Origin of the sequence: Haemophilus parainfluenzae, from assembly GCF_003252725.1 — a bacterium.
In the GTDB taxonomy this organism is placed as follows: Bacteria; Pseudomonadota; Gammaproteobacteria; order Enterobacterales; family Pasteurellaceae; genus Haemophilus_D; species Haemophilus_D parainfluenzae_L.
The window spans coordinates 429,938-454,980 of sequence record NZ_QEPO01000001.1 but is presented as its reverse complement, the minus strand read 5'-3'; the positions used below and the strand labels follow the sequence as shown (position 1 = coordinate 454,980).

Sequence of the window (25,043 nt, the reverse complement as noted above, 5' to 3'; positions counted from 1 at the left end):
GATTATTTTAATCGATCTAAAATCTTTTGATGAATGCCACCAAAGCTACCGTTTGACATTACAAGAATCTGATCCGTTGGTTTCGCTTCAGCCACAATCATATCCACTAATTTATCAATATTTCCTGTGTAATGTGCGGGTTGAACACATTGTCCCGCAATTTCAGCCACATCCCATGGAATATTATCTGGTTGTAACATAAACACCGCATCAGCTCGTCCAAGTGCTGGTGCAATTTCATCTTTATGCACCCCCATTTTCATAGTGTTTGAACGAGGCTCTAATACGGCAAGAATACGTACGCCACCACCCACTTTGTCACGCAACGCCGTAAGTGTCGCCAGAATTGCTTCTGGATGGTGAGCGAAGTCATCATAAACCGTAATACCGTTGACTTCCCCCTTCACTTCTAAACGACGTTTTGCATTGATAAAGCTACCTAATGCCTGACATGCATCTTCAATTTTGACACTCACATGGTAAGCGGCTACAATTGCCATTAAAGCATTGTGCATATTGTGCTGTCCGACAATATTCCATTTCACTTCAGCCACTTTTTTACCGTGATGGAATACAGCAAATTCAGAACAATCATTAGTAATACGTTCCGCAAACCATTCTTTATCTTTACCGATAAATTGCTGTTCTGACCAACATCCCATATTGAGAGTTTCTTTCACACTCTGTTCATCTGCAAAAGAAAGAACACGTCCTCTGGAAGGAATGGTTCTGATCATATGATGGAATTGACGCTGGATCGCGTGAAGATCGTCGAAGATGTCAGCATGATCGAAGCTGATATTGTTGATGATCAAAGTTTTTGGATTGTAATGTACAAATTTAGAACGTTTATCAAAGAACGCCGTATCGTACTCATCCGCTTCAATCACGAAGAACTCACTTTCCCCTAAACGAGCAGAGGTACCAAAATTCCCCGCAATTCCCCCGATTAGGAAACCTGGTTTTAACCCATTTTGTTCTAAAATCCAGGCCAACATACCCGTTGTTGTGGTTTTACCATGTGTACCTGAAACTGCTAACACCCAACGATTACGCAATAAATGATCATGTAACCATTGTGGGCCTGATGTATAAGGCAACGCATTGTCTAAAACATATTCCACGCAAGGATTACCACGCTTCATAGCATTTCCGACAATTACCATATCGGGTGCTGGCTGAAGTTGAGCTACATCATAATTAGGAATAATTTCAATACCCTGCTCTTGTAAAAAAGTGCTCATTGGCGGGTAAACATTAGTATCGGAGCCTGTGACTTTATAGCCCATTTGTTTGGCAATCATCGCAACGCCGCCCATAAAGGTCCCGCAGATGCCTAAAATATGAATATGTTTCATTGTTCTTCTCTAGTTGCTAAAAATGCTGACTATGATAAATCAACTCAAAGATTGAGTAAATAAGGGCTGTTTACATAAACAGCCCTCTTTTTTATTTGATTCGATCAAAGCCAGCTTGAAGATCGGCAATTAATTCATCCATATCTTCAAATCCAATATGCAGACGAATTAATGAGCCTGTTAATTTACGTTCAATACCCGGGCGAATTTTCGCAATTTCTTCTGGTTGATTACATAAAATGAGCGATTCAAACCCGCCCCAAGAATAAGCCATCGTGAACAGTTCAAAGTGATCCATAAAGGCTGAAAGCTCTTCGTCATTTAAACGCTTATGTAATTCAAAAGAGAATAAACCGCTAGCCCCCGTAAAATCACGTTTAAAGTTTTCATGACCTGGACAGCTTGGTAACGCTGGATGATAAACTGCTTTCACTTGTGGTTGTTCACTTAACCATTTGGCGACTTTTAAACTACTTTCATGATGTTGTTTTAATCGCACTCCTAAGGTACGAATACCGCGTGCTGTCGTATAAGCGGAATCAGCGTCAACCATTTGTCCCATTAAATAAGAATGTTCACGCAATTTATCCCAAGTACGTGCATTAGCCACTGCGGTACCGATCATAATATCAGAATGCCCTACTAAATATTTAGTCCCAGCTTGAATAGAGATATCAATACCGTGTTCTAACGCTTTGAATAATATGCCCCCCGCCCATGTATTATCGATCATAATGACGATTTCGGGACTTACGGCTCGAACGGCTTTAACAATCGCAGGAATATCGGGTACTTCCATTGTTAAAGAACTTGGTGACTCTAAAAATAAGACTTTCGTGTTTGGCTGCACAAGTTTCGCAATATCAGTACCTATCATTGGATCATAATAGGTCGTATCAATATGCATTTTTTTCAAAATCACATTGCAAAAATCTTGTGTTGGCTCATAGGCAGCCCCTGTCATTAAGACGTGATCGCCCGTTTCTACAAATGATAAAATAGCATTGGTTACCGCTGCGGCACCACAAGGATAAAGATAGCAACCCGCTCCACCTTCCATTTCACACATTAAATCTTGAAGCGCAAAGTGTGTTAACGTGCCACGGCGTCCATAGAAAAGCTCTCCCTTGTAACGATTTTTTGTGCAATGTTTTTTATCTGCAATAGTGTCAAACACTAAAGAAGAGGCACGTTGGACCACCGGGTTTACCGCCCCTTGGGTAAAACGTTTTTTACGCCCAGCATGAACCAGTGTGGTCGATAAGGTATGATGTTCTGACATATATTTCACCTGTAACTTAGACAATATTAATTAATTCAATAGATAAAAACAGCTGTTAAAGTGCGGTCAATTTTTTTAAAATACTAACCGAGTTTTTGCGTTAGCAAAATTTTTATTAACATTTATATAGGAATTATGACTATGGTATTAGTAACTCGTCAAGCTCCAGATTTTACTTCTTCTGCAGTTTTAGGCAATGGTGAAATCGTTAACAACTTCAATTTCAAAAAACACGTTAATGGTAAAGCTGCGGTATTATTCTTCTACCCATTAGACTTTACTTTCGTTTGCCCATCTGAATTAATCGCATTCGACCACCGTTATGAAGAATTCAAAAAACGTGGTGTTGAAGTTGTTGGTGTATCTATCGACTCAGAATTCACTCACAATGCATGGCGTAATACCCCAACTGAAAACGGCGGTATCGGTGCAGTTAAATATGCATTAGCAGCTGACGTTAAACACGAAATCGCTAAAGCATACGGTATCGAACATCCAGAAGAAGGCGTTGCATTACGTGCTTCATTCTTAATCGACAAAAACGGTGTTGTTCGTCACCAAATCGTAAACGACTTACCATTAGGTCGTAACATCGATGAAATGTTACGTATGGTAGATGCGTTACAATTCCACGAAGAACACGGTGAAGTTTGCCCAGCTCAATGGGAAAAAGGTAAAGAAGGTATGAAAGACAGCCCAGAAGGTGTTGCTAAATACTTGAAACAAAACGCTGACAAACTTTAATTTTTAAGAAAAAGCCACATTAAGTGGCTTTTTTTATTTTTGTAGATCCTTTAAAATGAACGTATCTTTAACCAAAGTGCGGTTATTTTTATGAAATATAATATTCCCATTTTCCTGACGATTCTCCGAGTGATTTTAATCCCATTCTTCGTCTTGGCGTTTTATTTGCCTATCCCTTCTGCGCCTTTTATTACCACTCTTATTTTCTTTATCGCGGGCGTCACCGACTGGTTTGATGGCTATCTTGCTCGAAAATTAAAACAAACAACCCGTTTTGGTGCTTTTCTTGATCCTGTAGCTGATAAAGTAATGGTTATTACTGCGCTTGTATTAATTGTGGAATATCAACATTCTTTCTGGATTACCATCCCTGCGATTATTATGATTTCACGTGAAATTATTATCTCTGCTTTACGTGAATGGATGGCTGAGTTGGGTGAACGTAATAAAGTAGCCGTTTCATGGCTGGGAAAAGTAAAAACTACCTCTCAAATGCTAGCTTTAGGTGGATTACTCTGGCGATATAACGTTTATATGGAAACATTGGCAATCATACTACTTTACTTAGCTGCAATTTTAACGGTTTGGTCAATGCTCCAATACTTGAAAGCAGCAAAAGGTAGCTTGTTAGATAACATTGAATTATAAAATTGACTAAATTTTAAATAAAAGGTGCGGTTATTTTAATCGCACCTTTTGTTTTTGAATTATTTTTAACCAATCAAAAACTTTTTTTACGAATTTTATTTGACACAATGAGATAAATCCGTAAAATACGCCCCGTTGTTTGGCAACAAGCAAACGCGGGAATAGCTCAGTTGGTAGAGCACGACCTTGCCAAGGTCGGGGTCGCGAGTTCGAGCCTCGTTTCCCGCTCCAATTTGCCCGAGTGGTGGAATCGGTAGACACAAGGGATTTAAAATCCCTCGCCTTTCGAGGCGTGCCAGTTCAAGTCTGGCTTCGGGCACCATTTCAAAATCATACCAGTGGGTCGTTAGCTCAGTCGGTAGAGCAGCGGACTTTTAATCCGTTGGTCGAAGGTTCGAATCCTTCACGACCCACCACTTTAAATCAGCACCTTAATGGGTGTTTTTTTATGCCTAAAATTTAGGATAAAGACTTTCCTACTCTCTTTTCTAAAAAACACATAAAAAAATAACCGCACTTTCGTACGGTTACTTATCTATATTCTTAAATGATTAGCCGTGATAACGTCCTACGCCTAATTCATCTTCTTTACGAGTACGGTTCATCACTTCTTGTGGAGATTGTGCAATACGTAATCCCATTTGGTCTTCAGTACGCACCACTTCACCACGTAGAGAGTTAGTATAAACATCAGTAATCTTGATATCGACAAACTTACCGATCATATCTGGTGAGCCTTGGAAATTCACAATACGGTTGTTTTCCGTACGTCCCGTTAATTCCATAATATCTTTCTTAGACGGCCCTTCTACCAATACACGTTGCTCTGTGCCAAGCATACGACGGCTATATTGCGCCGCTTGTTGGTTGATACGCTCTTGTAAAAGATAAAGACGTTGTTTCTTCTCTTCTTCGGTTACATCATCTGGCATGTCTGCTGCAGGTGTACCTGGACGCGCGGAATAGATAAAACTAAAGCTCATATCAAAATTCACTTGTGCGATTAGGTTCATTGTTTGTTCAAACTCTTCATTGGTTTCACCTGGGAAGCCTACAATGAAATCTGAGCTGATTTGAATATTTGGACGCACGGCACGTAATTTACGAATAATCGATTTATATTCTAACGCGGTATGCCCACGTTTCATCATGGTTAAAATACGGTCAGAACCAGCTTGCACCGGCAAGTGAACGAAGTCCACTAATTCTGGTGTATCGCGATACACGTCAATAATATCGTCAGTAAATTCGATTGGGTGACTCGTGGTAAAACGTAAACGGTCGATACCGTCAATAGACGCTACTAAACGCAATAATTCCGCAAATGTACAGATACCGCCATCAAATGTCGGGCCACGATACGCATTTACGTTTTGGCCTAATAAATTGATTTCACGAACACCTTGATCGGCCAACTGCGCAATTTCAAATAATACATCATCAACAGGACGGCTCACTTCTTCACCACGGGTATAAGGCACCACGCAGTAAGTACAATATTTATTACAGCCTTCCATAATAGACACAAACGCGGTTGGGCCTTCTGCGCGAGGTTCCGGTAAGCGGTCAAATTTCTCAATTTCTGGGAAACTCACATCCACCACCGAACTTTTACCGCCACGAATTTGGTTAATCATTTCTGGTAAGCGATGTAAAGTTTGCGGACCAAATACGATATCCACATAAGGTGCTCGATGACGAATATGCTCACCTTCTTGTGATGCTACACAACCGCCCACACCAATCACTAGATTTGGATTTTGTTTTTTTAATTCTTTCCAACGACCTAACTGATGGAACACTTTTTCTTGTGCTTTTTCACGGATAGAACAGGTATTTAGAAGTAACACATCTGCTTCTTCTGGAATATCAGTTAATTCCAAACCATGTGTATTTAAGAGAAGATCGGCCATTTTTGATGAATCGTATTCATTCATCTGACAGCCCCATGTTTTAATATGTAATTTTTGCGTCATATTGCTTAAAAAATAAAGATTAGTAAAAAGATAAAATCGGTCGGCTATTGTACAGATTTGTGGGAATGCTGGCTAGTGTAAAATGGACTTTTACCCCTTTCGGTATAGAAAAAGTGCGGTTAAAATCACCTGAATTTTAACCGCACTTTATTTAGTATCCTTCTTCCTCCATATTCGGTAGGAATGTTTTTTGTTTGATTCGTTTCACTCTCGTTTCAATTCGCCCATCTAGATGTAGCTCAATTTCACGCCAACCTGGTTGTAAGGTATCTAAAGCAAAATGGTTGCTGTCCGGCTTAAATTGAATGCAAGTCGCTGGTGTTGCCATGGTTTGATAACCTTGCCAATAGCCATCAACCTCTTGATGAATATGACCGTATAAAATCCCTTTTACATTGTTGAATTGAGCCAGAACCTCTGAGAATTCATGAGCATTACGTAAGTTATGCTGATCAAGCCATGCTGAATTCGTTGGTAATAGATGATGATGTAATACGACTAAGCTATGACGCGCTGGATTTTCAGCTAATTTTGTTTTTAACCAATCTAACTGATAAGCGCTTAATTCACCATGAGGCACACCAGATACTTGGCTATCTAACAAAATCACTTGCCAATGTTTTCCAAGAAGTAAATGTTTTGACGCATTAATAGGCGGTTGGCTTAAATGCTCAACCATTTTGGGTTGAAAATCATGGTTACCCGGAAGCCAAAATACTGACTTATTTAATGGTTTAACCATTTCAACAAATCGTAGATAACCTTCATCGCTACTATCTTGTACCAAATCACCCGTCGCAAGCACGACATCATAATCAAAAGATTCTGCCTGAATTTCTTTTAACACCTGAGAAAAGCTTTCGTGCGTGTTAATACCTAATAAGTCTTTGCTTGTATCCTTAAACAAATGAGGATCGGTGATTTGTAATAATTTGACGATCTCAATCGCGGATTCGTATTCAAATCTATTGTTCATGGGACTCCTATTGCCAACGTTGCTGCAATTGGGCGTAATTTAATTGAAGCCATTGCAAGCCCATTACTGCAATGCCATTATCAATTTTGCCTTCACACATCCATTGATAGGCTTGCTCACGTTTCACCACATGAACACGAATGTCTTCATTCTCTTCTGCTAAACCATGAAGTCCCTTGGCTTGCGAGCTATCTACTCGACCAACAAACAAATGAATACGGTCGACGACACCGCCCGGGCTATCCCACACGCTTAAACAATGTGTGAGATCTTGAACAGATACACCTGCTTCCTCTTCACTTTCACGCAAAGCGACTTCTTCAGGTTGTTCCCCCTCTTCTATCATGCCGGCGATCAATTCTAATAACCAAGGGGAACGAGCTGATTCAGGTTGATATGCACCAATACGTACTTGCTCAACTAAAACCACTGCATCTTCTTCCGGATCGTAAGCAATTACTGCAGAAGCGGCACCTTTGACCAACAACTCCCGTGTCACGACACCACTTTCACCACCGGCAAAAAGCTTATGTTTAAACTGTACTTTCTTAAGTGTAAAAAAACCTTTATAAACAGTTTCTTCATTAAGAACTTCTATATCATGCTGACTAAACTGTTGAATTTCTGACATCATTACTCTCCTAGTATCGAGGTCGCATAATACTCCCATAAAAAAATAAAAAAAACTGAACCCTCTGTTTTTTTGTTGAAACTTTGAAGCTGGTCACAAAAAAAGAAAACCTATGATGATTTCTTATTCATCATAGGTTTACATTAAGAATCTATTTGAATTAACAAACGCGGCTGGTTATTTCCCCGTCAGCCACCTTCGTTTTAATCGTATCGCCTGTTTTGACTTGTTTCACACTCACAATGGCATGTTCTTTGGCATCCTCTGCAATGGAATATCCTCGTGCTAACACTTTCAATGGGCTTAATCCATCCAACTTGCCACACAATGTCGCCAATTTATTTTGGCGTTCCGTGACTTGACGATTCGCCCCTAAATTTAACCGCACTTGTAACTGAGCTAAATACTGTGATTGTTTTTGCAATCGATAAGGCAACGGATTTTGTTTTAAGCGCACTGAAAGTGCGGTCAATTTTTGCTGCGTTTTATCTATTTGGCGCTGCATCGCCAAGACTAAACGATGATGTAATTGTTCCGTTCTGGCTTTTTGCATCAATAATTGATTTTGCGGATGTTGGTTTTGCAGGCGTAAACGTAACTGTTGTAAACGTTGTTGTTGATGACTAAAAATGCGATCTAACGCCATCTCTAAACGCTGTTGTTTATAGGCTAACTGTTGAAGTAACTCGTGCTGATTGCGACTCACTAACTCCGCCGCAGCTGACGGTGTCGGCGCACGTAAATCAGCCACAAAATCGGCAATGGTGACATCCGTTTCGTGGCCTACTGCACTAATAATCGGTAAATTAGAACGGAAAATTGCACGTGCCACTTCTTCTTCATTAAAACACCAAAGATCTTCTAAGGAACCTCCACCTCGACCGACGATCAATACATCCACTTCTTGACGAGCATTGGCGAGTTCAATCATTTGGACGATTTCAGCCGTTGCTTCTTTGCCTTGCACGGCCGTTGGGTAAATCACAACCTTTAAACTGGGATCGCGGCGAGCCAAAATATGCAGAATATCTTGCAATGCGGCACCAGTCGAAGAGGTAACAATACCCACTGCTTTAGCAAAGTCCGGTAAGCTTTTCTTCAAGTTTTGTGCAAACAACCCTTCAGCCGCCAATTTCATTTTGAGCGCTTCAAATTGCTGTTGCAATAATCCTTCGCCAGCAGGGTGCATAGATTCAATAATCAGCTGATAATCACCGCGAGGTTCATATAAACTGACATTTGCCCGCACCAAGACCTGCATACCATTTTGCGGACGAAATCCCACGCGCAAATTTTTCATGCGGAACATCGCACCGCGAACTTGGGCATTTTCATCTTTCAGCGTTAAATACCAATGCCCCGACACAGGTTGGGTGAAATTGGAAATCTCCCCCGTAAGCCAAATCTGTGAAAAATTCCCTTCCAGCATTTGGCGGGCAGCGCTGTTCAGTTGGGAAACGGAGTAAATGTTTTCAGACATTATTCTATCAACACCCAACCGTCATCTAGCCAGTTACAAATCGAATCGAGCAATAATTCCATTGTACTTTCAGGATCTTCTGTATCATTCACTAAATTATTTAAGAATGTCCAATCTAGCGCTTCACCATTAGAAAGACGTTTCAGCACTTCCGCTTCAATGACATTCACTTCATCTAACCATTCGCCATTAGCATAAATGCGGAGCGGATTTTCGGTGTAAAGCAATTTGCAGTTATTGTCCTGCATTAATACACCTTGTTCCTCTTCTAAAATTGACCGCACTTCGTCAGGATCGGACATTTCATCGGACACCAACATTTCATAGCGACGTGAGCTCACTGTACTGGCTACTGCTTGTTTGAACAAGGCATCAAAGGCTTCAGACTCTGCCAATTTTGCTAAGAATTGTTTCTTCATTGCCTGAATATTTTCATCTGCCAATTTACCCGTACGTTGCTCCGCTTGCGTTAAACGTAACGGTAATTGGAATTCGCTTAAATTCAATTCAGGATCTTGATGACAAAACGCTTTATTCACGTTATCAAAAATGTCTGCTAAATTCGGATAACGCAAACCAAAAGAAAAGGTCAAACAATCATCTTCAGCCACACCATAATGCGACATGCGAGCCGGAATATAAAGAATATCGCCTGGATTCATGACTTCATCAATGACCAATTCGCCCATGTCATCAAAAATACGAATCGGCTGATTCGGTTTAAATTCTGTGGAAGAATCACACCATTTACCTAACTGCCAACGGCGATGACCATAACCTTGCACCAAGAACACATCATATTCGTCATAATGCTTACCAACGGAACCGCCTTTAGGTGCATAAGACACCATAATATCATCGCGTTGCCACTGTGGGATAAAGCCAAACTTATTCCAAAGCTGACCGAGTTCAGTGCTCCATTGTTCTAAATTTTGGACGAGCACCGACCATTTCTCCGGTACATCTGCAAAATCTTCTTCGGATAACGGACTAAAAAATACTTTCCAATTATCATCTGAAAAGGTTTTTACTAAACGCGCCGTCACATCTTCGCCTTGTGCTAATTCGATGATATCGTCAGGCTCAAATTGACCAACAATTTCAGGCAAGCCATTACGAATAATCAATGGTTTTTTCTGCCAATAATCACGCAGGAATATTTCAGGGGTAATGCCATCAGGCAGACAATATTGGTTGGAAAGTGCGGTCATTTTTTTACTCCTTTTCCTGTTTTTCTTGTTGAGCTTTTTCTTGTGCGGCTTTGGCTTGCTCTGCTGCACGTTTACGACGAATTTCTTTCGGATCCGCTAACAATGGACGGTAAATTTCAATACGATCACCATCTTTTAACTGATCGTTTAGTTTTGCTGGACGGGAATAAATTCCTACTTTATTCTCGCGCAAATCAATCTCGGTAAACTGTTGTAAAATGCCCGATTGCAAAATAGCCGTTTGGATCATCGTGCCTTCATCCACTTTGAAGGACTTCAAATAATAACGATCCGGCAAGGCATAGGCGATTTCAATATTGATTTGGTTCATGTCTTATTCTGTCTTGATGAGTTTTCCGTTATTATAGCGGAAAAGTGCGGTCAATATTAACGATAAAATCAGGAGTTCATCATGAATTGGGTATTTTTTGCCATTGGTTCAGCCTTTTTTGCTGGACTTACCGCTATTTTAGGCAAATTAGGGGTTGAAGGCATTAACAGCAATCTCGCGACCTTTATCCGCACAATTGTGGTTTTACTCGTTACAGCGGGTATCATTAGCGCCCGCAATGAATGGCAACTACCACAACATATTGCTGCAAAACCTCTCACCTTTTTAATTCTTTCTGGTGTTGCTACGGGCCTATCTTGGCTTTGTTATTATCGTGCGTTACAAATGGCGCCCGCCTCTTGGGTTGCGCCCATTGATAAACTCAGTGTCGTGATTGCCATTATTTTAGGTGTGGTATTGTTAGGCGAACCCTTAAGTATGAAATTAGTCATAGGAAGTCTATTAATTCTCTCAGGTGTTTTAGTCTTAGCCTTATAGATTGAGAAATTAGCCCTTTTTCGCTACAATACGCCACTATTTTTATTCAAGCAGAAAACTATGTCTGAAATTAAACTCATCGTGGGGCTGGGAAACCCTGGCGATAAATATGCGGAAACCCGCCACAATGCAGGTGAATGGCTGATTGAGCGTTTAGCTCGTCGCTTTAATGTTTCGCTTAATGCAGAAAATAAATTCTTCGGTCACGTGGGAAAAACACTGATTAACGGCAAAGAAGTGCGTTTTTTAGTGCCAACGACGTTTATGAATTTAAGTGGAAAAGCCGTAGGCGCACTTGCTAATTTTTATCGCATCAAACCAGAAGAGATTTTAGTGCTACACGATGAATTAGACTTACCACCTGGCACCGTAAAATTAAAACAAGGTGGCGGACATGGCGGACATAATGGTTTAAAAGATATCGTGGCACAGCTTGGTAACAGCAACAATTTCTATCGTTTACGCATTGGCATTGGCCATCCTGGACACCGTGATTTAGTTTCAGGTTTTGTGCTTAACAAACCCGCGCCTGCAGAAAGAGAAGCACTCGATAAAGCGTTAGACGAAGCCACCGATTGCATTGAATTGCTTTTCAAAGAAGGCATGGTGAAAGCCACCAATCGCTTAAACAGTTTTAAAATTTAACTCAAAAGTGCGGTGAAAAAACACCATAAATTTTAACCGCACTTACGCTTACAATAAGGAAAACATCATGGGATTTAAATGTGGTATCGTTGGTTTGCCAAACGTCGGTAAATCTACCCTTTTTAATGCATTAACCAAAGCCGGTATCGAAGCGGCAAACTATCCGTTTTGTACAATCGAACCAAATACTGGCGTGGTACCAATGCCGGATCCGCGTTTAGATGCGCTAGCGGAAATTGTTAAACCTGAACGCGTATTACCCACCACCATGGAGTTTGTGGATATCGCTGGTTTGGTTGCGGGTGCAAGTAAAGGTGAAGGCTTAGGTAATAAATTTCTAGCTAATATCCGTGAAACTGATGCAATTGGTCATGTTGTTCGTTGTTTTGAAAACGACGACATCGTGCACGTTGCGGGTAAAATCGATCCATTAAGCGATATCGAAACTATCAATACCGAATTAGCCCTTGCTGACTTAGACAGCTGTGAACGTGCAATCCAACGTTTACAAAAACGCGCTAAAGGTGGTGATAAAGACGCAAAATTTGAACTCTCTGTGATGGAAAAAATCCTTCCTGTACTTTCTGAAGCAGGCATGATTCGTTCTGTTGAGTTAGATAAAGACGAACTATTAGCAATTAAAAGCTATAACTTCCTCACATTAAAACCAACCATGTACATTGCGAACGTGAATGAAGACGGTTTTGAAAACAACCCATATTTAGACAAAGTACGTGAATTTGCTGAAAAAGAAGGCTCTGTTGTGGTGCCTGTATGTGCGGCGATTGAAGCAGAAATTGCTGAACTTGATGATGATGAAAAAATCGAATTCTTACAAGATCTTGGTATTGAAGAACCAGGCTTAAACCGTGTAATTCGTGCGGGTTATGCCTTATTAAATCTTCAAACCTACTTCACTGCGGGTGTGAAAGAAGTGCGCGCATGGACAGTTTCTGTGGGTGCAACCGCCCCTAAAGCAGCAGCTGTAATCCACACAGACTTTGAAAAAGGCTTCATCCGTGCAGAAGTAATTGCTTACGATGACTTCATCCAATTCAAAGGTGAAAACGGTGCAAAAGAAGCAGGTAAATGGCGCTTAGAAGGTAAAGACTACATCGTCCAAGATGGTGATGTTATGCACTTCCGCTTTAACGTATAAAAACGCTTTAGACCGCATGATTATGCGGTCTTTTTGTATTTAGAAAAGGAAAAAACAATGTCGGATAAATTAAATCAACTCATCGAATTGTTAAAATTAGAAAAAATTGATGATCTTATCTTTCGCGGAGCCAGTGAAGACTTAGGTTTTCACCAAGTGTTTGGCGGTCAGGTTGTGGCGCAATCTCTTTCTGCCGCGATGCAAGTTGCCCCTACGGAGCGTGTACTCCATTCTTGCCATGCTTACTTTTTAGCACCTGGCGATAGTCAACACCCGATTATTTATGATGTGGAAACTTTGCGTGAAGGACGCAACTTCTCTGCATTACGCGTAAAAGCCATTCAACATAAAAATGTGATTTGTCATGTTACTGCTTCATTTCAAGTACCCGAAGAAGGTTTTGACCATCAATCAGCCATGCCGCAAGTGCCTGGTCCTGAACAATGCATTGATGAACATGAAATCATGTTGAAAGTGGCGCAGACTTTGCCTGAAAGCTTGAGTGAAAAATTTGCCCAAGAACGCCCATTTCAGATTCATAGCCGATATTTGAACAATCCATTTGATGGTCGTGAACTCCCACCCGAACAATATGCTTGGTTTAAAACCAATGGAGAAGCACCACTGGATTTGCAGACGCAACAATGTCTCTTAGCGTATTTTTCTGATTTCCACTGTATTTTGACCGCACTTCACCCACATGGGAAAGGCTTTTTACAGAAAGGGATGAAAGTGGCTACAATCGACCACAGTATTTGGTTTCACCGCCCTTTCAATTTAAATAATTGGCACTTACATGCCATTGAAAGTAATAATGCTTCTGCGGGGCGAGGTTTAGCGAGAGGACAAATTTTTGCTGCAGATGGCACATTAATAGCCACAACACAACAAGAAGGATTAATTCGTTATCAAGAATAACCGCACTTTAAAACAAGGTGCAGATTACCCTTCGTAACCAATATCTTCGAAGGTCGGATTTTCTGCACCTTGTTTGGCTAATTCATCACAAATTTCATTTTCACGATGGCCTGAATGGCCTTTCACCCACTGCCAATCAATGTTATGGGTTTGAATCGCCTGATCTAACGCAATCCATAAATCTTGGTTTTTTACCGCTTTGCCCGTACTCGCTTTCCAATTGTTTTTCTTCCAATTGTAAATCCATTGTGTGATGCCATTTTTCATATATTGGCTATCGCTATAAAGCGTCACATGGCAAGGCTCTTTTAAGCTATTTAAAGCCTCAATCACTGCTCGTAATTCCATGCGATTATTAGTGGTTTTGAAATACCCTTTTGAAATATGTTTTTCATGCTGTTTATAGCGCAGGACAATCCCTATGCCACCGGCTCCCGGATTGCCGAGGCAAGATCCATCCGTAAAAATTTCAATCTGTTTTTGCATAACTAATTCGAGCTTGTGTAAAATAGGCAGTATTTTAAAGGAAACAGATAGGTAGAACAATGATAAATCCGGATCGCCAGATTGTACTGGATACTGAAACCACCGGTATGAACCAAATTGGTGCGCATTACGAAGGACATTGCATTATTGAAATTGGCGCGGTGGAAATGATCAACCGTAAATACACGGGCAATAATTTTCACATTTATATTAAGCCGGATCGTTTGGTTGATCCCGATGCCATTAAAGTTCACGGTATTACGGATGAAATGCTGGCGGATAAACCGGATTTCAAAACAATTGCACAAGACTTTATTGAATACATTCGTGGAGCCGAACTGTTGATTCATAATGCCCCCTTCGATGTGGGCTTTATGGACTATGAATTCCGTAAACTCGGGTTAGATATCAAAACAACCGACATTTGCCTCGTCACCGATACGTTACAAATGGCGCGCCAAATGTATCCCGGCAAACGTAATAGCTTAGATGCGTTGTGTGATCGTTTAGGTATTGATAACAGCAAACGAACACTCCACGGTGCGTTACTGGATGCGGAGATTTTGGCCGATGTTTATTTATCCATGACGGGCGGTCAAACCAGTCTATTTGATGAAGATCATGCGGATAGTTCAATTATCCAAGCTGGTGCTAATATGCAAGATCTTCAAAGTGCGGTCAATTTTTCGCAGAATTTAAAAGTGTTACAACCCACTGATGATGAACTCCAAGCCCATTTAGATTTCATTAAATTGGTCAATAAAAAAAGCGATGGCAAATGTTTTTGGTCTATTCGTGCGGGGGATGAAACCTCACATTAATCGGTTATCTATTAATCAGATAAACATAAAAAAGAAAAAAAAGATTGACGGTTTTAACGTTCATCATTATTATACCCAGCACTTAGCGGAGTGGTAGTTCAGCTGGTTAGAATACCTGCCTGTCACGCAGGGGGTCGCGGGTTCGAGTCCCGTCCATTCCGCCAATTTAAAACTTGTCTTAATATACTCACGGAGTGGTAGTTCAGCTGGTTAGAATACCTGCCTGTCACGCAGGGGGTCGCGGGTTCGAGTCCCGTCCATTCCGCCAATTAAGCCGAGATAATGAAGCACCAAAAGGTGCTTTTTTTATGCCCGAATTTTACCTGCCAGCCAACATTCGCTATAATTAACCAAATTTACATTTTACAGAGATATTTTTATGACAACTCCTGTCGTTGCCTTAGTGGGTCGCCCAAATGTAGGTAAATCCACCCTATTCAACCGTTTAACCCGTACTCGTGATGCGCTTGTCGCTGACTTCCCTGGTTTAACCCGAGATCGTAAATACGGTCATGCCAATATTTCTGGCTATGATTTCATTGTGATCGATACCGGCGGTATTGATGGCACTGAAGAAGGCGTTGAAGAAAAAATGGCGGAACAATCCTTATTAGCGATTGAAGAAGCCGATGTAGTGCTTTTCTTAGTGGATGCGCGTGCAGGTTTAACGGCTGCAGACATTGGCATAGCCAATTACTTACGCCAACGCACTAATAAAACAACCGTGGTTGTAGCAAATAAAACTGACGGTATTGATGCAGACTCACACTGTGCGGAATTTTATCAATTAGGCTTAGGTGAAATTGAACAAATCGCCGCATCACAAGGCCGTGGCGTGACTCAATTAATGGAGCAAGTACTTGCACCTTTAGCGGAAAAATTACAAGAAAACGAAGCAGAAAATGACCGCACTTCTGATGAAGAAGAAAAAGATGAATGGGATCACGAATTTGACTTCGATTCAGAAGAAGATACTTCATTGATTGATGAAGCATTAGACGAAGAGCTTGAAGAAGAACAAGATAAAAATATCAAAATTGCGATTGTAGGCCGTCCAAACGTTGGTAAATCCACATTAACCAATCGTATTTTAGGTGAAGATCGCGTGGTGGTTTACGATATGCCAGGCACAACACGTGACAGTATCTATATTCCAATGGAACGCGATGGTCAGCAATACACCTTAATTGATACAGCAGGTGTGCGTAAACGTGGTAAAGTGCATTTAGCCGTTGAGAAATTCTCTGTCATCAAAACATTACAAGCGATTCAAGATGCAAACGTGGTATTACTCACAATTGATGCGCGTGAAAACATTTCAGATCAAGATCTCTCTCTACTTGGCTTTATCTTAAATGCGGGTCGCTCGCTTGTGATCGTCGTGAATAAATGGGATGGCTTAGATCAAGATGTGAAAGATCGCGTCAAATCCGAATTAGATCGCCGTCTTGATTTCATCGACTTTGCCCGTGTGCATTTTATTTCTGCTTTACATGGCAGTGGCGTGGGTAATCTTTTTGATTCGATTAAAGAAGCTTATGCTTGTGCGACGCAAAAAATGACAACTTCCCTTCTCACCCGTATTTTACAAATGGCAACGGATGAGCATCAACCACCAATGATTGGCGGTCGTCGTATTAAATTAAAATATGCTCACCCAGGTGGTTATAACCCACCAATTATCGTGGTGCATGGTAACCAAATGGATAAATTACCGGATTCATACAAACGTTATTTATCTAATTATTATCGTAAGAGTTTGAAAATTATTGGTTCGCCAATTCGCTTGCTATTCCAAGAAGGTTCAAACCCATTCGCAGGTAGAAAAAATAAACTCACACCAAACCAATTACGTAAACGTAAACGTTTAATGAAGTTTATCAAAAAAGCGAAACGCTAATCTTAACAAACAAAGAGCGGTCAAAAATCACTGTGAATTTTGACCGCTCTTTTTATTGAAAAATAAATTATTCGTCTATAACCACTTTGCCAATATAGCCTAAGTTGCGATAACGTTGTGCGTAATCAATGCCATAGCCGACAACAAATTCATCCGGAATAGAAAAACCAATCCATTCAACCGGTACTTCCACTTCTCGGCGAGAAGGTTTATCTAATAAGGTACAAATCGCCAAGCTTGCAGGATCGCGTAAATTTAAAATGCCGCGCACTTTTTCAAGGGTGTAACCTGTATCAATAATGTCCTCAACAATCAGCACGTGTTCATTACGAATATCCCCTTCAAGATCTTTCGAAATTTTCACATCGTGATTACTTGTCATCCCTGCGCCATAACTTGATGTGGTCATAAACTCCACTTCTACCGGTAATTTTAATTCACGCACGAGATCGGCCATGAACATAAATGAACCACGTAAAAGCCCAACAACAATCAGTTTATCAATGGCTTGTTGTTGATAAAAATGCGTAATTTCTGCGCCAAGTTCAGTAATGCGGCTACGAACATCTGCTTCTGAAATTAAAATATCGACGTGGTGTTTTTTCATGGTCTTTCCTTTTTAATTTAATCGTTTGCGTATTCTATAATAAAAAAGGCTGAAGTTTAAACCTTCAGCCTTTTTAACCCTAACGAATTTACTTTCTACTCTACCTGTTGGAGCAATCTGCAATCGCTGCTAAACAGATGTGCGTATAGTAGCAGAAAGAAATCACATGTCAATAAGAATTATTATCATTTTTAAAAAAATATTAATTTCCTGAAATTTTCATCTTATCTAACAAGATTGAACCTGTTTGAATATTGGATCGATGTTCAATATCATCTGCTACTGCTACAATATTTTTTAACATATCCTGCAATTGACCAGCAATAGTAATTTCAGCAACTGGATATTGGATCTCGCCATTCTCCACCCAGAAGCCTGCTGCGCCACGGGAATAATCCCCCGTCACAATATTTACGCCTTGCCCCATGACATCTGTCACCAATAAACCGGTGCCCATTTGACGTAAAAGTGCGGTCAATCCACCCATTAAATTTGGTTTCACGAGCCAGTTGTGAATACCGCCTGCATGACCGGTACTTTGCATGCCCATTTTTCTACCGCTGTAACTGGTGAGCAAATAGGTTTGCAATACGCCATCTTGAATAATTTCAAGATCCTGTGTACGCACCCCTTCGCTATCAAAAGGCGTGGAGGCTAAACGTTTTAACAAATGCGGACGCTCACTAATTTGGAACCAATCTGGCAACACTTGTTTTCCAAGATGATCGAGCAAGAAACTGGATTTACGATATAAGCTGCCGCCACTAATCGCGCCCGTTAAATGAGAGATTAATCCTGTTGCCACATCATTTAAGAAAATCACCGGCACTTCACGTGTCGTTAATTTTTGTGGATTTAAACGCGCAATCACTTTTTTCGCACAATTCTGCCCTACCCAATCTGCTGGAGAAAGCGCATCAAACTCACGTGAAACTGTATATTCGTAGTCATTTTCAAGTTGATCTAGCTCGCCACCAATCACCGAACAGGATAAAGAATAGCGGCTAGATAAGTAACTTTGTAGCATGCCATGTGTATTACCATAAACACGCACACCAGTATGCGAATTAAAGCTTGCGCCATTACTATTCACAATTTTAGCATCGTATTCCAACGCTGATTTTTCAGCTTCTAAAGCTAATTTCGTAGCCTGTTCAACATCAACACTTGCCCCATGATAAAGCGCTAAATCGGGCGCTTCAAAAGCCATTAGTTCTTTATCGGCTAGCCCTGTGCAATCATCTGGTGAGGTATATTTTGCAATAGCAAGTGCTGCTTCAACCGTATTTTTAATCGCTTCTTCACTTAAGTCTGAGGTAGAAGCATTGCCTTTTTGTTGGCCTAAATAAACAGAAATGCCTAATGCCCCATCGTTAGTAAATTCAACATTTTCAATCTCTTGCAGACGGGTTGAAACCGATAAACCACTCACTTTTGTCACGCCAACTTCAGCGGTGGCTCCCGCTTTCTGCGCAGTTTCAATCGCAAAACTGACTGCATCACGCAATGTTTGCTCTTGAGATTTTAAAAGTGCGGTTAAATTTTCTGCTGTTTTCATGATGATAATCCTATTAAAAATTTGCGCCATTTTATCTTATTTTGAAAGTTTATGCTAAAATGCACCAAATTTTTCATAAGGTAATAGAATGGCAAAACGTAAGAAAAAAGAAGCCTTTGATTGGGAAGATGAAGACCAAGAAGAGATTATTTGGGTAAGTAAAAGTGAAATCAAACGCGACGCTGAGGATTTAAAACAGCTCGGCGAGAAATTGGTGAACTTAACCAAAGCAAATCTGACTAAGGTTCCACTAGACGATAGCTTGAAAGATGCCATTGAATTAGCGCAACGCCTACAAAAAGAGGCGCGTCGTCGCCAATTGCAATATATTGGTAAGCTCTTACGCTCAATTGATGCAGAGCCTATTCGTGAAGCTTTAGAAAAAATTGAAAACAAACATAATCAGCAACAAGCGATGCTGCATAAATTGGAAATCTTACGTGATAAATTAGTCGCGAAAGGTGATGCGGCATTAACTGATTTGTTAAATGAACATCCTTCTGCAGATCGCCAACAATTACGTAATTTGATTCGTGCAGCACAGAAAGAGAAGGAACAAAATAAGCCATCAAAAGCTTATCGCGAGATTTATCAGATCTTAAAAACACTCATTTTAGAAGACTAAAATACGGCTATTTTTGACCGCACTTTGTGTCAAAAAAGTGCTATGATTAGCTACCCTTTCAAGAAGGAAAAAACGTTATTTATGAATATTCGTTGGAATATTATTTTAGGTGTCATCGCCTTGGCTTTATTAGGCTGGTATTATTCGCTTAATCAAGATCATGGCGATTTACAAAGCCTAATCAAAAAGCCTGATAGCCCAGAATACGTCGGTAATAAAATGGAAACTACCGTATTCTCGCCTGAAGGTAAAAAGCAATATCTCGCGATTTCCGACAAAGTGGAATATTACACACAAGACGGTCATACGGATTTTATTTCGCCGTTAGTCTATCTTTTTGATGTCTCTTTAGATAATAAAGACAAAGATACGAAAACCGATAAAATTCAATTAGAAAAACAAAATTGGAAGCTTAGCGCGAAAAAGGCAAAATTAACTAAAGATCAAATGCTCTATCTTGAAGGCGGCGTAGTTGCCGAGAGCCTTGATCCTTTATCTCGCCTGCAACGTGTTGAGACCGAAGCGGCAGTGATTAATTTAAAAACACAAGACATTACTTCCGATACACAAGTAAAAATTAACGGATTAAACTTTAACTCAAGTGGATTGAAGTTGGTCGGAAATTTACGTCAGCAAGTTGCAACTCTAAAGGAACAGGTAAAAACATATTATGAAATCAACAAACAATAAAATTCTGCTTTTAACAGCGTTAATGATGACTTCTTTATCTGCTTTTGCGTTAAAAGACGATACCAATAAACCGATCAATATCGTCTCAGATAATCAATCTTTAGATATGGAAAACAGCGTGGTGACCTTTACGGATAACGTTGTTATTACACAAGGTTCTATTTTGATTAAAGCCAATAAAGTGGTTATTACTCGTCCGCCAGAAAATTCAGGTAAAAAAGAAACCGTCGAAGCATTTGGTAGCCCTGTTACCTTCCACCAGCAACTTGATGATGGTAAACCTGTTGACGGTAAAGCGAATAAAGTTCACTACGATTTAGGCACTGAATTCTTAACATTAACCGGTAATGCTGAATTAAAACAATTGGATAGCAAAATTAACGGTGAACGCATCACTTATGATGTGAAAAAACAACAGTTAAAAGCCAATGGTAATGGAAAATCACGCGTGCAAACCGTTTTAATTCCAACCCAATTACAACAAAAAGGTAAAAAATAACCGATGTCTGTATTACAAGCTGAATTCCTCGCAAAAAGCTATAAAAGCCGAAAAGTGGTTTCTGATGTGAGTTTAACCGTAAACTCCAATGAAATTGTGGGCCTGCTTGGTCCAAATGGTGCGGGTAAAACCACTACTTTCTACATGGTCGTCGGTTTAGTGCGTCACGATCAGGGAAAAATCACCATTGACGGTGATGATATTAGCGTATTGCCTATGCATGAACGTGCGCGCAGAGGAATTGGCTATTTACCGCAAGAAGCCTCTATTTTCCGCCGTTTAACTGTCTATGAAAATCTTATGGCGGTATTAGAAATTCGTAAAGATCTCACTGCAGAACAACGCAGAGAGAGAGCGGATGAGTTAATTGATGAGTTCAATATTAGCCATATTCGTGATAGTCTTGGACAATCGCTTTCTGGTGGTGAACGTCGTCGTGTAGAAATTGCACGCGCATTAGCGGCAAATCCAAAGTTTATTTTATTAGATGAACCTTTTGCGGGTGTAGATCCAATTTCAGTCACGGATATTAAGAAAATCATCACGGATCTCCGTAATCGTGGCTTAGGTGTGTTAATTACAGACCACAACGTACGCGAAACCCTTGATGTTTGTGAACGTGCCTACATTGTTGGTGAAGGGAAAATTATCGCAACCGGCACACCAGAAGAAGTCATGAATGATGAGCACGTTAAACGTGTCTATTTAGGCGAACAATTTAAACTATAACCTATGAAATTTACGACATTGCTCTCCCCTGATGATATTCGTCAGGGGGTTGCTTTTTCTAGCAAGAAACGATTATTTGAATCTATTGCCACTTTCGTTGTGGAAAAACTTCACTCTGAAAATGGTAAACAAGCTTGTTTTGAATGTTTATTTGAACGAGAAAAATTAGGTAATTCAGGATTAGGCAATGGTGTCGCCATGCCTAAAGCTAAGTTACCTGCTACTGTGTCAGATAAGATCCAGACGGTATTTATGCAATTAGAAACGCCTGTCGAATATGATGCCGCCGATAATAAACCGGTGGATATCGTTTTTGCTGTGCTCGTACCCGAAAATCACTGCCAAGAATATATTCCTGTTCTGGCAGAAATCAATGAAAAATTAACTGATAAAAACTTAATTAAACAACTTCGTTCAGCACAAAGTGCGGATGAAATTTGGCAAATTTTTGAATGTGCCGATCATTCAGAGGAATCTGAGGATGACACAAATTTAGATAATATTTAACCTCAAGAGGTATAACCTAACCTACAACCATAAGGAATCACGCAGATGGAAATTATCATTATCAGCGGTCGCTCTGGAGCCGGGAAATCTGTCGCATTACGAGCCTTAGAAGATATGGGCTATTATTGCGTGGATAACCTTCCTCTCAATTTACTTCCTCAACTCACGCAGATTCTCGCTAACACTCAATCGGCTGTTGCGATCAGCCTTGATATTCGAAATCTTCCTCATTCCAGTGCTGATTTAGACAAAATTTTGACTGATATTCAAGCCTCTTATTCCGTCAAAATCATCTTTCTGGACAGCGATCGCAGTACACTTATTCGCCGTTACAGCGATTCACGTCGTCTTCATCCACTTTCGGCTCAAGATCTCCCACTTGAATCAGCGATTGATTTAGAATATCAACAGCTTGAGCCTTTAATTCAGCATGCTAATTTTATTATTGATACCGCACCACTTTCTACTCATTCGTTATCTGAACGTTTAAGAGAAGTTTTACGTGGTAATACGGATAAAGAACTTAAAATCGTGGTTGAGTCGTTTGGCTTTAAATACGGCATTCCGCTTGATGCCGATTATGTCTTTGATGTACGTTTTCTACCTAATCCACACTGGAACCCAGAACTTCGTCCAATGACGGGGCTTGATGAACCTGTTGCACAATTTTTACTTGCGCATGATGAAGTGAATAATTTTATCTACCAAACGCGTAATTACATCGAAACATGGTTACCGATGTTAGAGCAAAATAACCGAAGCTATCTCACCATTGCTATCGGCTGTACAGGAGGTAAACATCGTTCTGTTTACATCGCTCAACAAATTGGTGAATATTTCCAAGCCAAAGGCAAGAATGTAAAAATTCAACATAAATCCTTGGAAAAGAATAAAAAGAATTAATCAAACCATAAAAAAACGCAGCGGCTTGCTGCGTTTTTTGTTAAACCACATATTGCTCAAAAATCTCGGGTAAATGCGCAATTAACGTTTCTTTTCCTGCTACGGTTTCATGCTGCCAAACTTGCAATAGCACGTCTGGCGTAAATAATCGTGATGCCTGTTCTGCTAAAGGTAAATAGCTAATATGCCAAGGCTCTCGACCAACTTTCTTACCTTTAGGTTGACTTATAAATGGCAAAGCAAACTCAAAGTGCGGTAGATTTTCAGTGAGAAATTCACTTAACTCAAAGAAATAACCACCTCTTTCATATTCCCAAGGTTCAAGTTGTAAAGATTGACCTTGCGGCAAAAGATCAGGATCAAAAATATCGATTTCTGTTCCCCAATGATGACGACTTCCCCCAGGAAGCGCTGACCAACGTAAAATGGCTTGTGCTTTTTGCCAATCATCTAATAACGCTAAATCTAATGGATTTCCCGCATCATCATGAACCTTGCGTTCACCGTTAAATTTACCGTTCCAAATGAGTTGTTGACGTTCAAAATCACGAAAGCTGCTCGCGGGTTGCAAATTAAAGCCATTTCTGACTGCACTTTGCTGCAATCCTTGAAATGCTTTCATTGCCTCAGCTTGCAAAAAATGATTTGGAGAATGAGGTGTAGGCAAATTGATCAAATGTTCACGAGATTTGCCGGTTAACATTTCTGGCGTTAATTTCATCTTACTTATCCAATAAATTCACTAACATTTGATGATAAATCTGACCGCACTTGGCAAGATCATCAACGTTTACACATTCATTCACTTTATGAATCGTTGCATTAAGCGGTCCAAATTCCACAACTTCAGCGCCCATCAATGCAATAAAACGCCCGTCAGAGGTACCACCGCCAGTTTCTGCTTGTGGTGTAATACCGGTTGTTTGCTCAATAGCTATCGTTAACGCATCTAATAATTTACCCGGTTTCGTTAAAAATGGTTTACCCGATAAATTCCAATCAATACGGTATTTCAAACCATGTTTTTCAAGCATTTCCGCCACTTTCTGCTTAATGCTTTCATCAGTCACTTCTGTACAATAACGTAAATTGAATTGCACATAAAGCTCACCAGGAATGACATTATTACTCCCTGTGCCTGCATGAATATTCGCAATTTGCAAACTGGTTGGCGGGAAAAATTCGTTGCCGTTATCCCATTGATATGTGGTTAATTCCTGTAAGAACGGCGCTGCTTTGTGAATTGGGTTTTCTGCTAAATGAGGGTAAGCTACATGACCTTGAATACCTTGAATATAGAGGTTGCCCGTAATCGAACCACGACGGCCATTTTTGACTACATCGCCTAATGTTTTTGAACTAGATGGCTCGCCTACCATGCAATAAGTGATTTTCTCACCGCGCGCCATTAAGGTTTCGACAACACGTACCGTGCCATCTTTCGCGGCAGCCTCTTCGTCAGAAGTAATCAACAAAGCAATCGTTCCTTTATGATTTGGATTAGCTTTCACATATTCTTCTGCCGCCACAATCATTGTCGCCAATGAGCCTTTCATATCTGCCGCACCACGACCATAAAGCATATCATCCACAATTTCGGCAGAAAACGGCGGATAAGTCCATTGTGTTTCATCGCCCGTTGGCACCACATCGGTATGCCCTGCAAAAGCGATAACGGGCCCACCACTACCATGCTTCGCCCATAAATTTAACGTATCGTTGAAAGGCATCCATTCAATTTGAAAGCCGAGTTTTTCTAAACGCTCCGCAACTAGTTGCTGACAGCCTTCATCATTTGGGCTAATAGAGGGGCGACGAATGAGGTCTTGTGCCAAAGAAACCACTTTTTCTTTCATAAAAA

General features: G+C 40.4%; 27 protein-coding genes and 5 tRNA genes. 19 read left to right on the top strand and 13 right to left on the bottom strand.

The genetic code is table 11. The features are described 5' to 3' along the window. Positions 1 to 2: 2 nt before the first annotated feature. The gene (gene mpl, locus DPV85_RS02335; RefSeq protein WP_111326814.1) at positions 3 to 1,358 is read right to left on the bottom strand and encodes a UDP-N-acetylmuramate:L-alanyl-gamma-D-glutamyl-meso-diaminopimelate ligase; all 1,356 of its coding nucleotides are present in this window, start codon (positions 1,356 to 1,358) and stop codon (positions 3 to 5) included. Between the two features lie 91 nt (positions 1,359 to 1,449). After that, positions 1,450 to 2,640, bottom strand: coding sequence for a cystathionine beta-lyase (metC, locus tag DPV85_RS02330; RefSeq protein ID WP_111326812.1), 1,191 nt, complete (start codon positions 2,638 to 2,640; stop codon positions 1,450 to 1,452). A gap of 141 nt (positions 2,641 to 2,781) precedes the next feature. On the opposite strand from metC, the gene DPV85_RS02325 reads away from it, so the two are divergent. The 5 genes from DPV85_RS02325 to DPV85_RS02305 all read left to right on the top strand — a co-directional run bounded on the left by DPV85_RS02325 (position 2,782) and on the right by DPV85_RS02305 (position 4,448). Next, positions 2,782 to 3,384, top strand: a complete 603-nt coding sequence (locus tag DPV85_RS02325; RefSeq protein ID WP_049370140.1) for a peroxiredoxin C — start codon at positions 2,782 to 2,784, stop codon at positions 3,382 to 3,384. A 90-nt stretch (positions 3,385 to 3,474) separates the two neighbouring features. Further along, positions 3,475 to 4,032 carry a CDP-diacylglycerol--glycerol-3-phosphate 3-phosphatidyltransferase gene (gene pgsA, locus DPV85_RS02320; RefSeq protein WP_049365349.1) on the top strand — a complete coding sequence of 186 codons (558 nt, stop codon included), beginning with the start codon at positions 3,475 to 3,477 and terminating at the stop codon, positions 4,030 to 4,032. Positions 4,033 to 4,187: 155 nt separating this feature from the next. Continuing rightward, positions 4,188 to 4,263, top strand: a tRNA-Gly gene (locus DPV85_RS02315). Between the two features lie 4 nt (positions 4,264 to 4,267). Beyond that, positions 4,268 to 4,354: transfer RNA gene (locus DPV85_RS02310), tRNA-Leu, on the top strand. Positions 4,355 to 4,372: 18 nt separating this feature from the next. After that, a tRNA-Lys gene (locus tag DPV85_RS02305) sits at positions 4,373 to 4,448 on the top strand. A 135-nt stretch (positions 4,449 to 4,583) separates the two neighbouring features. Here DPV85_RS02305 and miaB read toward each other — a convergent pair. The 6 genes from miaB to DPV85_RS02275 all read right to left on the bottom strand — a co-directional run bounded on the left by miaB (position 4,584) and on the right by DPV85_RS02275 (position 10,637). Further along, positions 4,584 to 6,008 (bottom strand): tRNA (N6-isopentenyl adenosine(37)-C2)-methylthiotransferase MiaB, encoded by a 1,425-nt coding sequence (miaB, locus tag DPV85_RS02300; RefSeq protein ID WP_049371534.1) that lies wholly within the window; start codon positions 6,006 to 6,008, stop codon positions 4,584 to 4,586. A gap of 151 nt (positions 6,009 to 6,159) precedes the next feature. Next, positions 6,160 to 6,984 (bottom strand): 3',5'-cyclic-AMP phosphodiesterase, encoded by an 825-nt coding sequence (gene cpdA, locus DPV85_RS02295; protein WP_111326810.1) that lies wholly within the window; start codon positions 6,982 to 6,984, stop codon positions 6,160 to 6,162. Between the two features lie 7 nt (positions 6,985 to 6,991). Continuing rightward, on the bottom strand, positions 6,992 to 7,615 hold the full coding sequence (nudF, locus tag DPV85_RS02290; protein WP_111326808.1) for an ADP-ribose diphosphatase: 624 nt from the start codon (positions 7,613 to 7,615) through the stop codon (positions 6,992 to 6,994). Between the two features lie 160 nt (positions 7,616 to 7,775). Further along, positions 7,776 to 9,095 (bottom strand): exodeoxyribonuclease VII large subunit, encoded by a 1,320-nt coding sequence (gene xseA / locus DPV85_RS02285; RefSeq protein WP_111326806.1) that lies wholly within the window; start codon positions 9,093 to 9,095, stop codon positions 7,776 to 7,778. Beyond that, positions 9,095 to 10,306: a ribosomal protein uL16 3-hydroxylase gene (locus DPV85_RS02280; protein WP_111326804.1), complete on the bottom strand. Its 1,212-nt coding sequence runs from the start codon at positions 10,304 to 10,306 to the stop codon at positions 9,095 to 9,097. Before DPV85_RS02280 ends, xseA begins: the two co-directional genes overlap by 1 nt. Positions 10,307 to 10,310: 4 nt before the next feature. Continuing rightward, a complete protein-coding gene (locus tag DPV85_RS02275; protein WP_049364381.1) occupies positions 10,311 to 10,637 on the bottom strand; it encodes an RnfH family protein in 327 nt (108 codons plus the stop codon). Between the two features lie 81 nt (positions 10,638 to 10,718). On the opposite strand from DPV85_RS02275, the gene DPV85_RS02270 reads away from it, so the two are divergent. The 4 genes from DPV85_RS02270 (at position 10,719) to tesB (ending at position 13,857) form a co-directional block, all read left to right on the top strand. Continuing rightward, on the top strand, positions 10,719 to 11,135 hold the full coding sequence (locus DPV85_RS02270) for an EamA family transporter (protein ID WP_014065081.1): 417 nt from the start codon (positions 10,719 to 10,721) through the stop codon (positions 11,133 to 11,135). Positions 11,136 to 11,195: 60 nt separating this feature from the next. Further along, a complete protein-coding gene (gene pth / locus DPV85_RS02265; RefSeq protein ID WP_111326802.1) occupies positions 11,196 to 11,780 on the top strand; it encodes an aminoacyl-tRNA hydrolase in 585 nt (194 codons plus the stop codon). A gap of 67 nt (positions 11,781 to 11,847) precedes the next feature. After that, entirely contained in the window at positions 11,848 to 12,939 is a 1,092-nt protein-coding gene (gene ychF, locus DPV85_RS02260; protein WP_049355809.1) for a redox-regulated ATPase YchF, read from the top strand. A 57-nt stretch (positions 12,940 to 12,996) separates the two neighbouring features. After that, positions 12,997 to 13,857: an acyl-CoA thioesterase II gene (gene tesB, locus DPV85_RS02255; protein ID WP_111326800.1), complete on the top strand. Its 861-nt coding sequence runs from the start codon at positions 12,997 to 12,999 to the stop codon at positions 13,855 to 13,857. 24 nt (positions 13,858 to 13,881) lie between these two features. Here tesB and rnhA read toward each other — a convergent pair whose 3' ends face one another. Next, positions 13,882 to 14,343 (bottom strand): ribonuclease HI, encoded by a 462-nt coding sequence (gene rnhA, locus DPV85_RS02250; RefSeq protein WP_005699219.1) that lies wholly within the window; start codon positions 14,341 to 14,343, stop codon positions 13,882 to 13,884. Between the two features lie 59 nt (positions 14,344 to 14,402). Here rnhA and dnaQ point away from each other — a divergent pair, with 59 nt between their 5' ends. The 4 genes from dnaQ (at position 14,403) to der (ending at position 17,064) form a co-directional block, all read left to right on the top strand. Continuing rightward, positions 14,403 to 15,164: a DNA polymerase III subunit epsilon gene (dnaQ, locus tag DPV85_RS02245; protein WP_054418076.1), complete on the top strand. Its 762-nt coding sequence runs from the start codon at positions 14,403 to 14,405 to the stop codon at positions 15,162 to 15,164. A gap of 87 nt (positions 15,165 to 15,251) precedes the next feature. Continuing rightward, positions 15,252 to 15,328 (top strand) — tRNA-Asp (locus DPV85_RS02240). A gap of 27 nt (positions 15,329 to 15,355) precedes the next feature. Beyond that, positions 15,356 to 15,432 (top strand) — tRNA-Asp (locus DPV85_RS02235). A 111-nt stretch (positions 15,433 to 15,543) separates the two neighbouring features. Next, positions 15,544 to 17,064 (top strand): ribosome biogenesis GTPase Der, encoded by a 1,521-nt coding sequence (gene der / locus DPV85_RS02230; protein WP_049384377.1) that lies wholly within the window; start codon positions 15,544 to 15,546, stop codon positions 17,062 to 17,064. Between the two features lie 67 nt (positions 17,065 to 17,131). Here the strand turns inward: der and hpt are convergent, their stop codons facing one another. Beyond that, complete coding sequence (gene hpt, locus DPV85_RS02225) at positions 17,132 to 17,671, bottom strand: hypoxanthine phosphoribosyltransferase (RefSeq protein ID WP_049381715.1); 540 nt, start codon at positions 17,669 to 17,671, stop codon at positions 17,132 to 17,134. Between the two features lie 202 nt (positions 17,672 to 17,873). Beyond that, positions 17,874 to 19,229: a metalloprotease PmbA gene (pmbA, locus tag DPV85_RS02220; RefSeq protein ID WP_111326798.1), complete on the bottom strand. Its 1,356-nt coding sequence runs from the start codon at positions 19,227 to 19,229 to the stop codon at positions 17,874 to 17,876. Between the two features lie 88 nt (positions 19,230 to 19,317). Between pmbA and yjgA the strand changes: the two genes are divergently transcribed. The 6 genes from yjgA to rapZ all read left to right on the top strand — a co-directional run bounded on the left by yjgA (position 19,318) and on the right by rapZ (position 23,182). Further along, the gene (gene yjgA, locus DPV85_RS02215; protein ID WP_111326796.1) at positions 19,318 to 19,854 is read left to right on the top strand and encodes a ribosome biogenesis factor YjgA; all 537 of its coding nucleotides are present in this window, start codon (positions 19,318 to 19,320) and stop codon (positions 19,852 to 19,854) included. Between the two features lie 81 nt (positions 19,855 to 19,935). Further along, positions 19,936 to 20,544, top strand: coding sequence for an LPS export ABC transporter periplasmic protein LptC (gene lptC / locus DPV85_RS02210; protein WP_014065071.1), 609 nt, complete (start codon positions 19,936 to 19,938; stop codon positions 20,542 to 20,544). Further along, positions 20,525 to 21,043, top strand: a complete 519-nt coding sequence (lptA, locus tag DPV85_RS02205) for a lipopolysaccharide transport periplasmic protein LptA (RefSeq protein WP_049367753.1) — start codon at positions 20,525 to 20,527, stop codon at positions 21,041 to 21,043. Before lptC ends, lptA begins: the two co-directional genes overlap by 20 nt. Before the next feature lie 3 nt (positions 21,044 to 21,046). Then, entirely contained in the window at positions 21,047 to 21,772 is a 726-nt protein-coding gene (gene lptB, locus DPV85_RS02200) for an LPS export ABC transporter ATP-binding protein (RefSeq protein ID WP_049364392.1), read from the top strand. Between the two features lie 3 nt (positions 21,773 to 21,775). Then, entirely contained in the window at positions 21,776 to 22,279 is a 504-nt protein-coding gene (gene ptsN, locus DPV85_RS02195) for a PTS IIA-like nitrogen regulatory protein PtsN (RefSeq protein ID WP_111326794.1), read from the top strand. A 45-nt stretch (positions 22,280 to 22,324) separates the two neighbouring features. Next, positions 22,325 to 23,182 (top strand): RNase adapter RapZ, encoded by an 858-nt coding sequence (rapZ, locus tag DPV85_RS02190; RefSeq protein WP_111326793.1) that lies wholly within the window; start codon positions 22,325 to 22,327, stop codon positions 23,180 to 23,182. Between the two features lie 40 nt (positions 23,183 to 23,222). Here the strand turns inward: rapZ and DPV85_RS02185 are convergent, their stop codons facing one another. Both DPV85_RS02185 and dapE read right to left on the bottom strand, forming a co-directional pair. After that, positions 23,223 to 23,903: a M15 family metallopeptidase gene (locus DPV85_RS02185; RefSeq protein WP_111326791.1), complete on the bottom strand. Its 681-nt coding sequence runs from the start codon at positions 23,901 to 23,903 to the stop codon at positions 23,223 to 23,225. 1 nt (position 23,904) lies between these two features. Next, positions 23,905 to 25,038, bottom strand: a complete 1,134-nt coding sequence (gene dapE, locus DPV85_RS02180; RefSeq protein WP_111326789.1) for a succinyl-diaminopimelate desuccinylase — start codon at positions 25,036 to 25,038, stop codon at positions 23,905 to 23,907. Between the last annotated feature and the right edge of the window lie 5 nt (positions 25,039 to 25,043).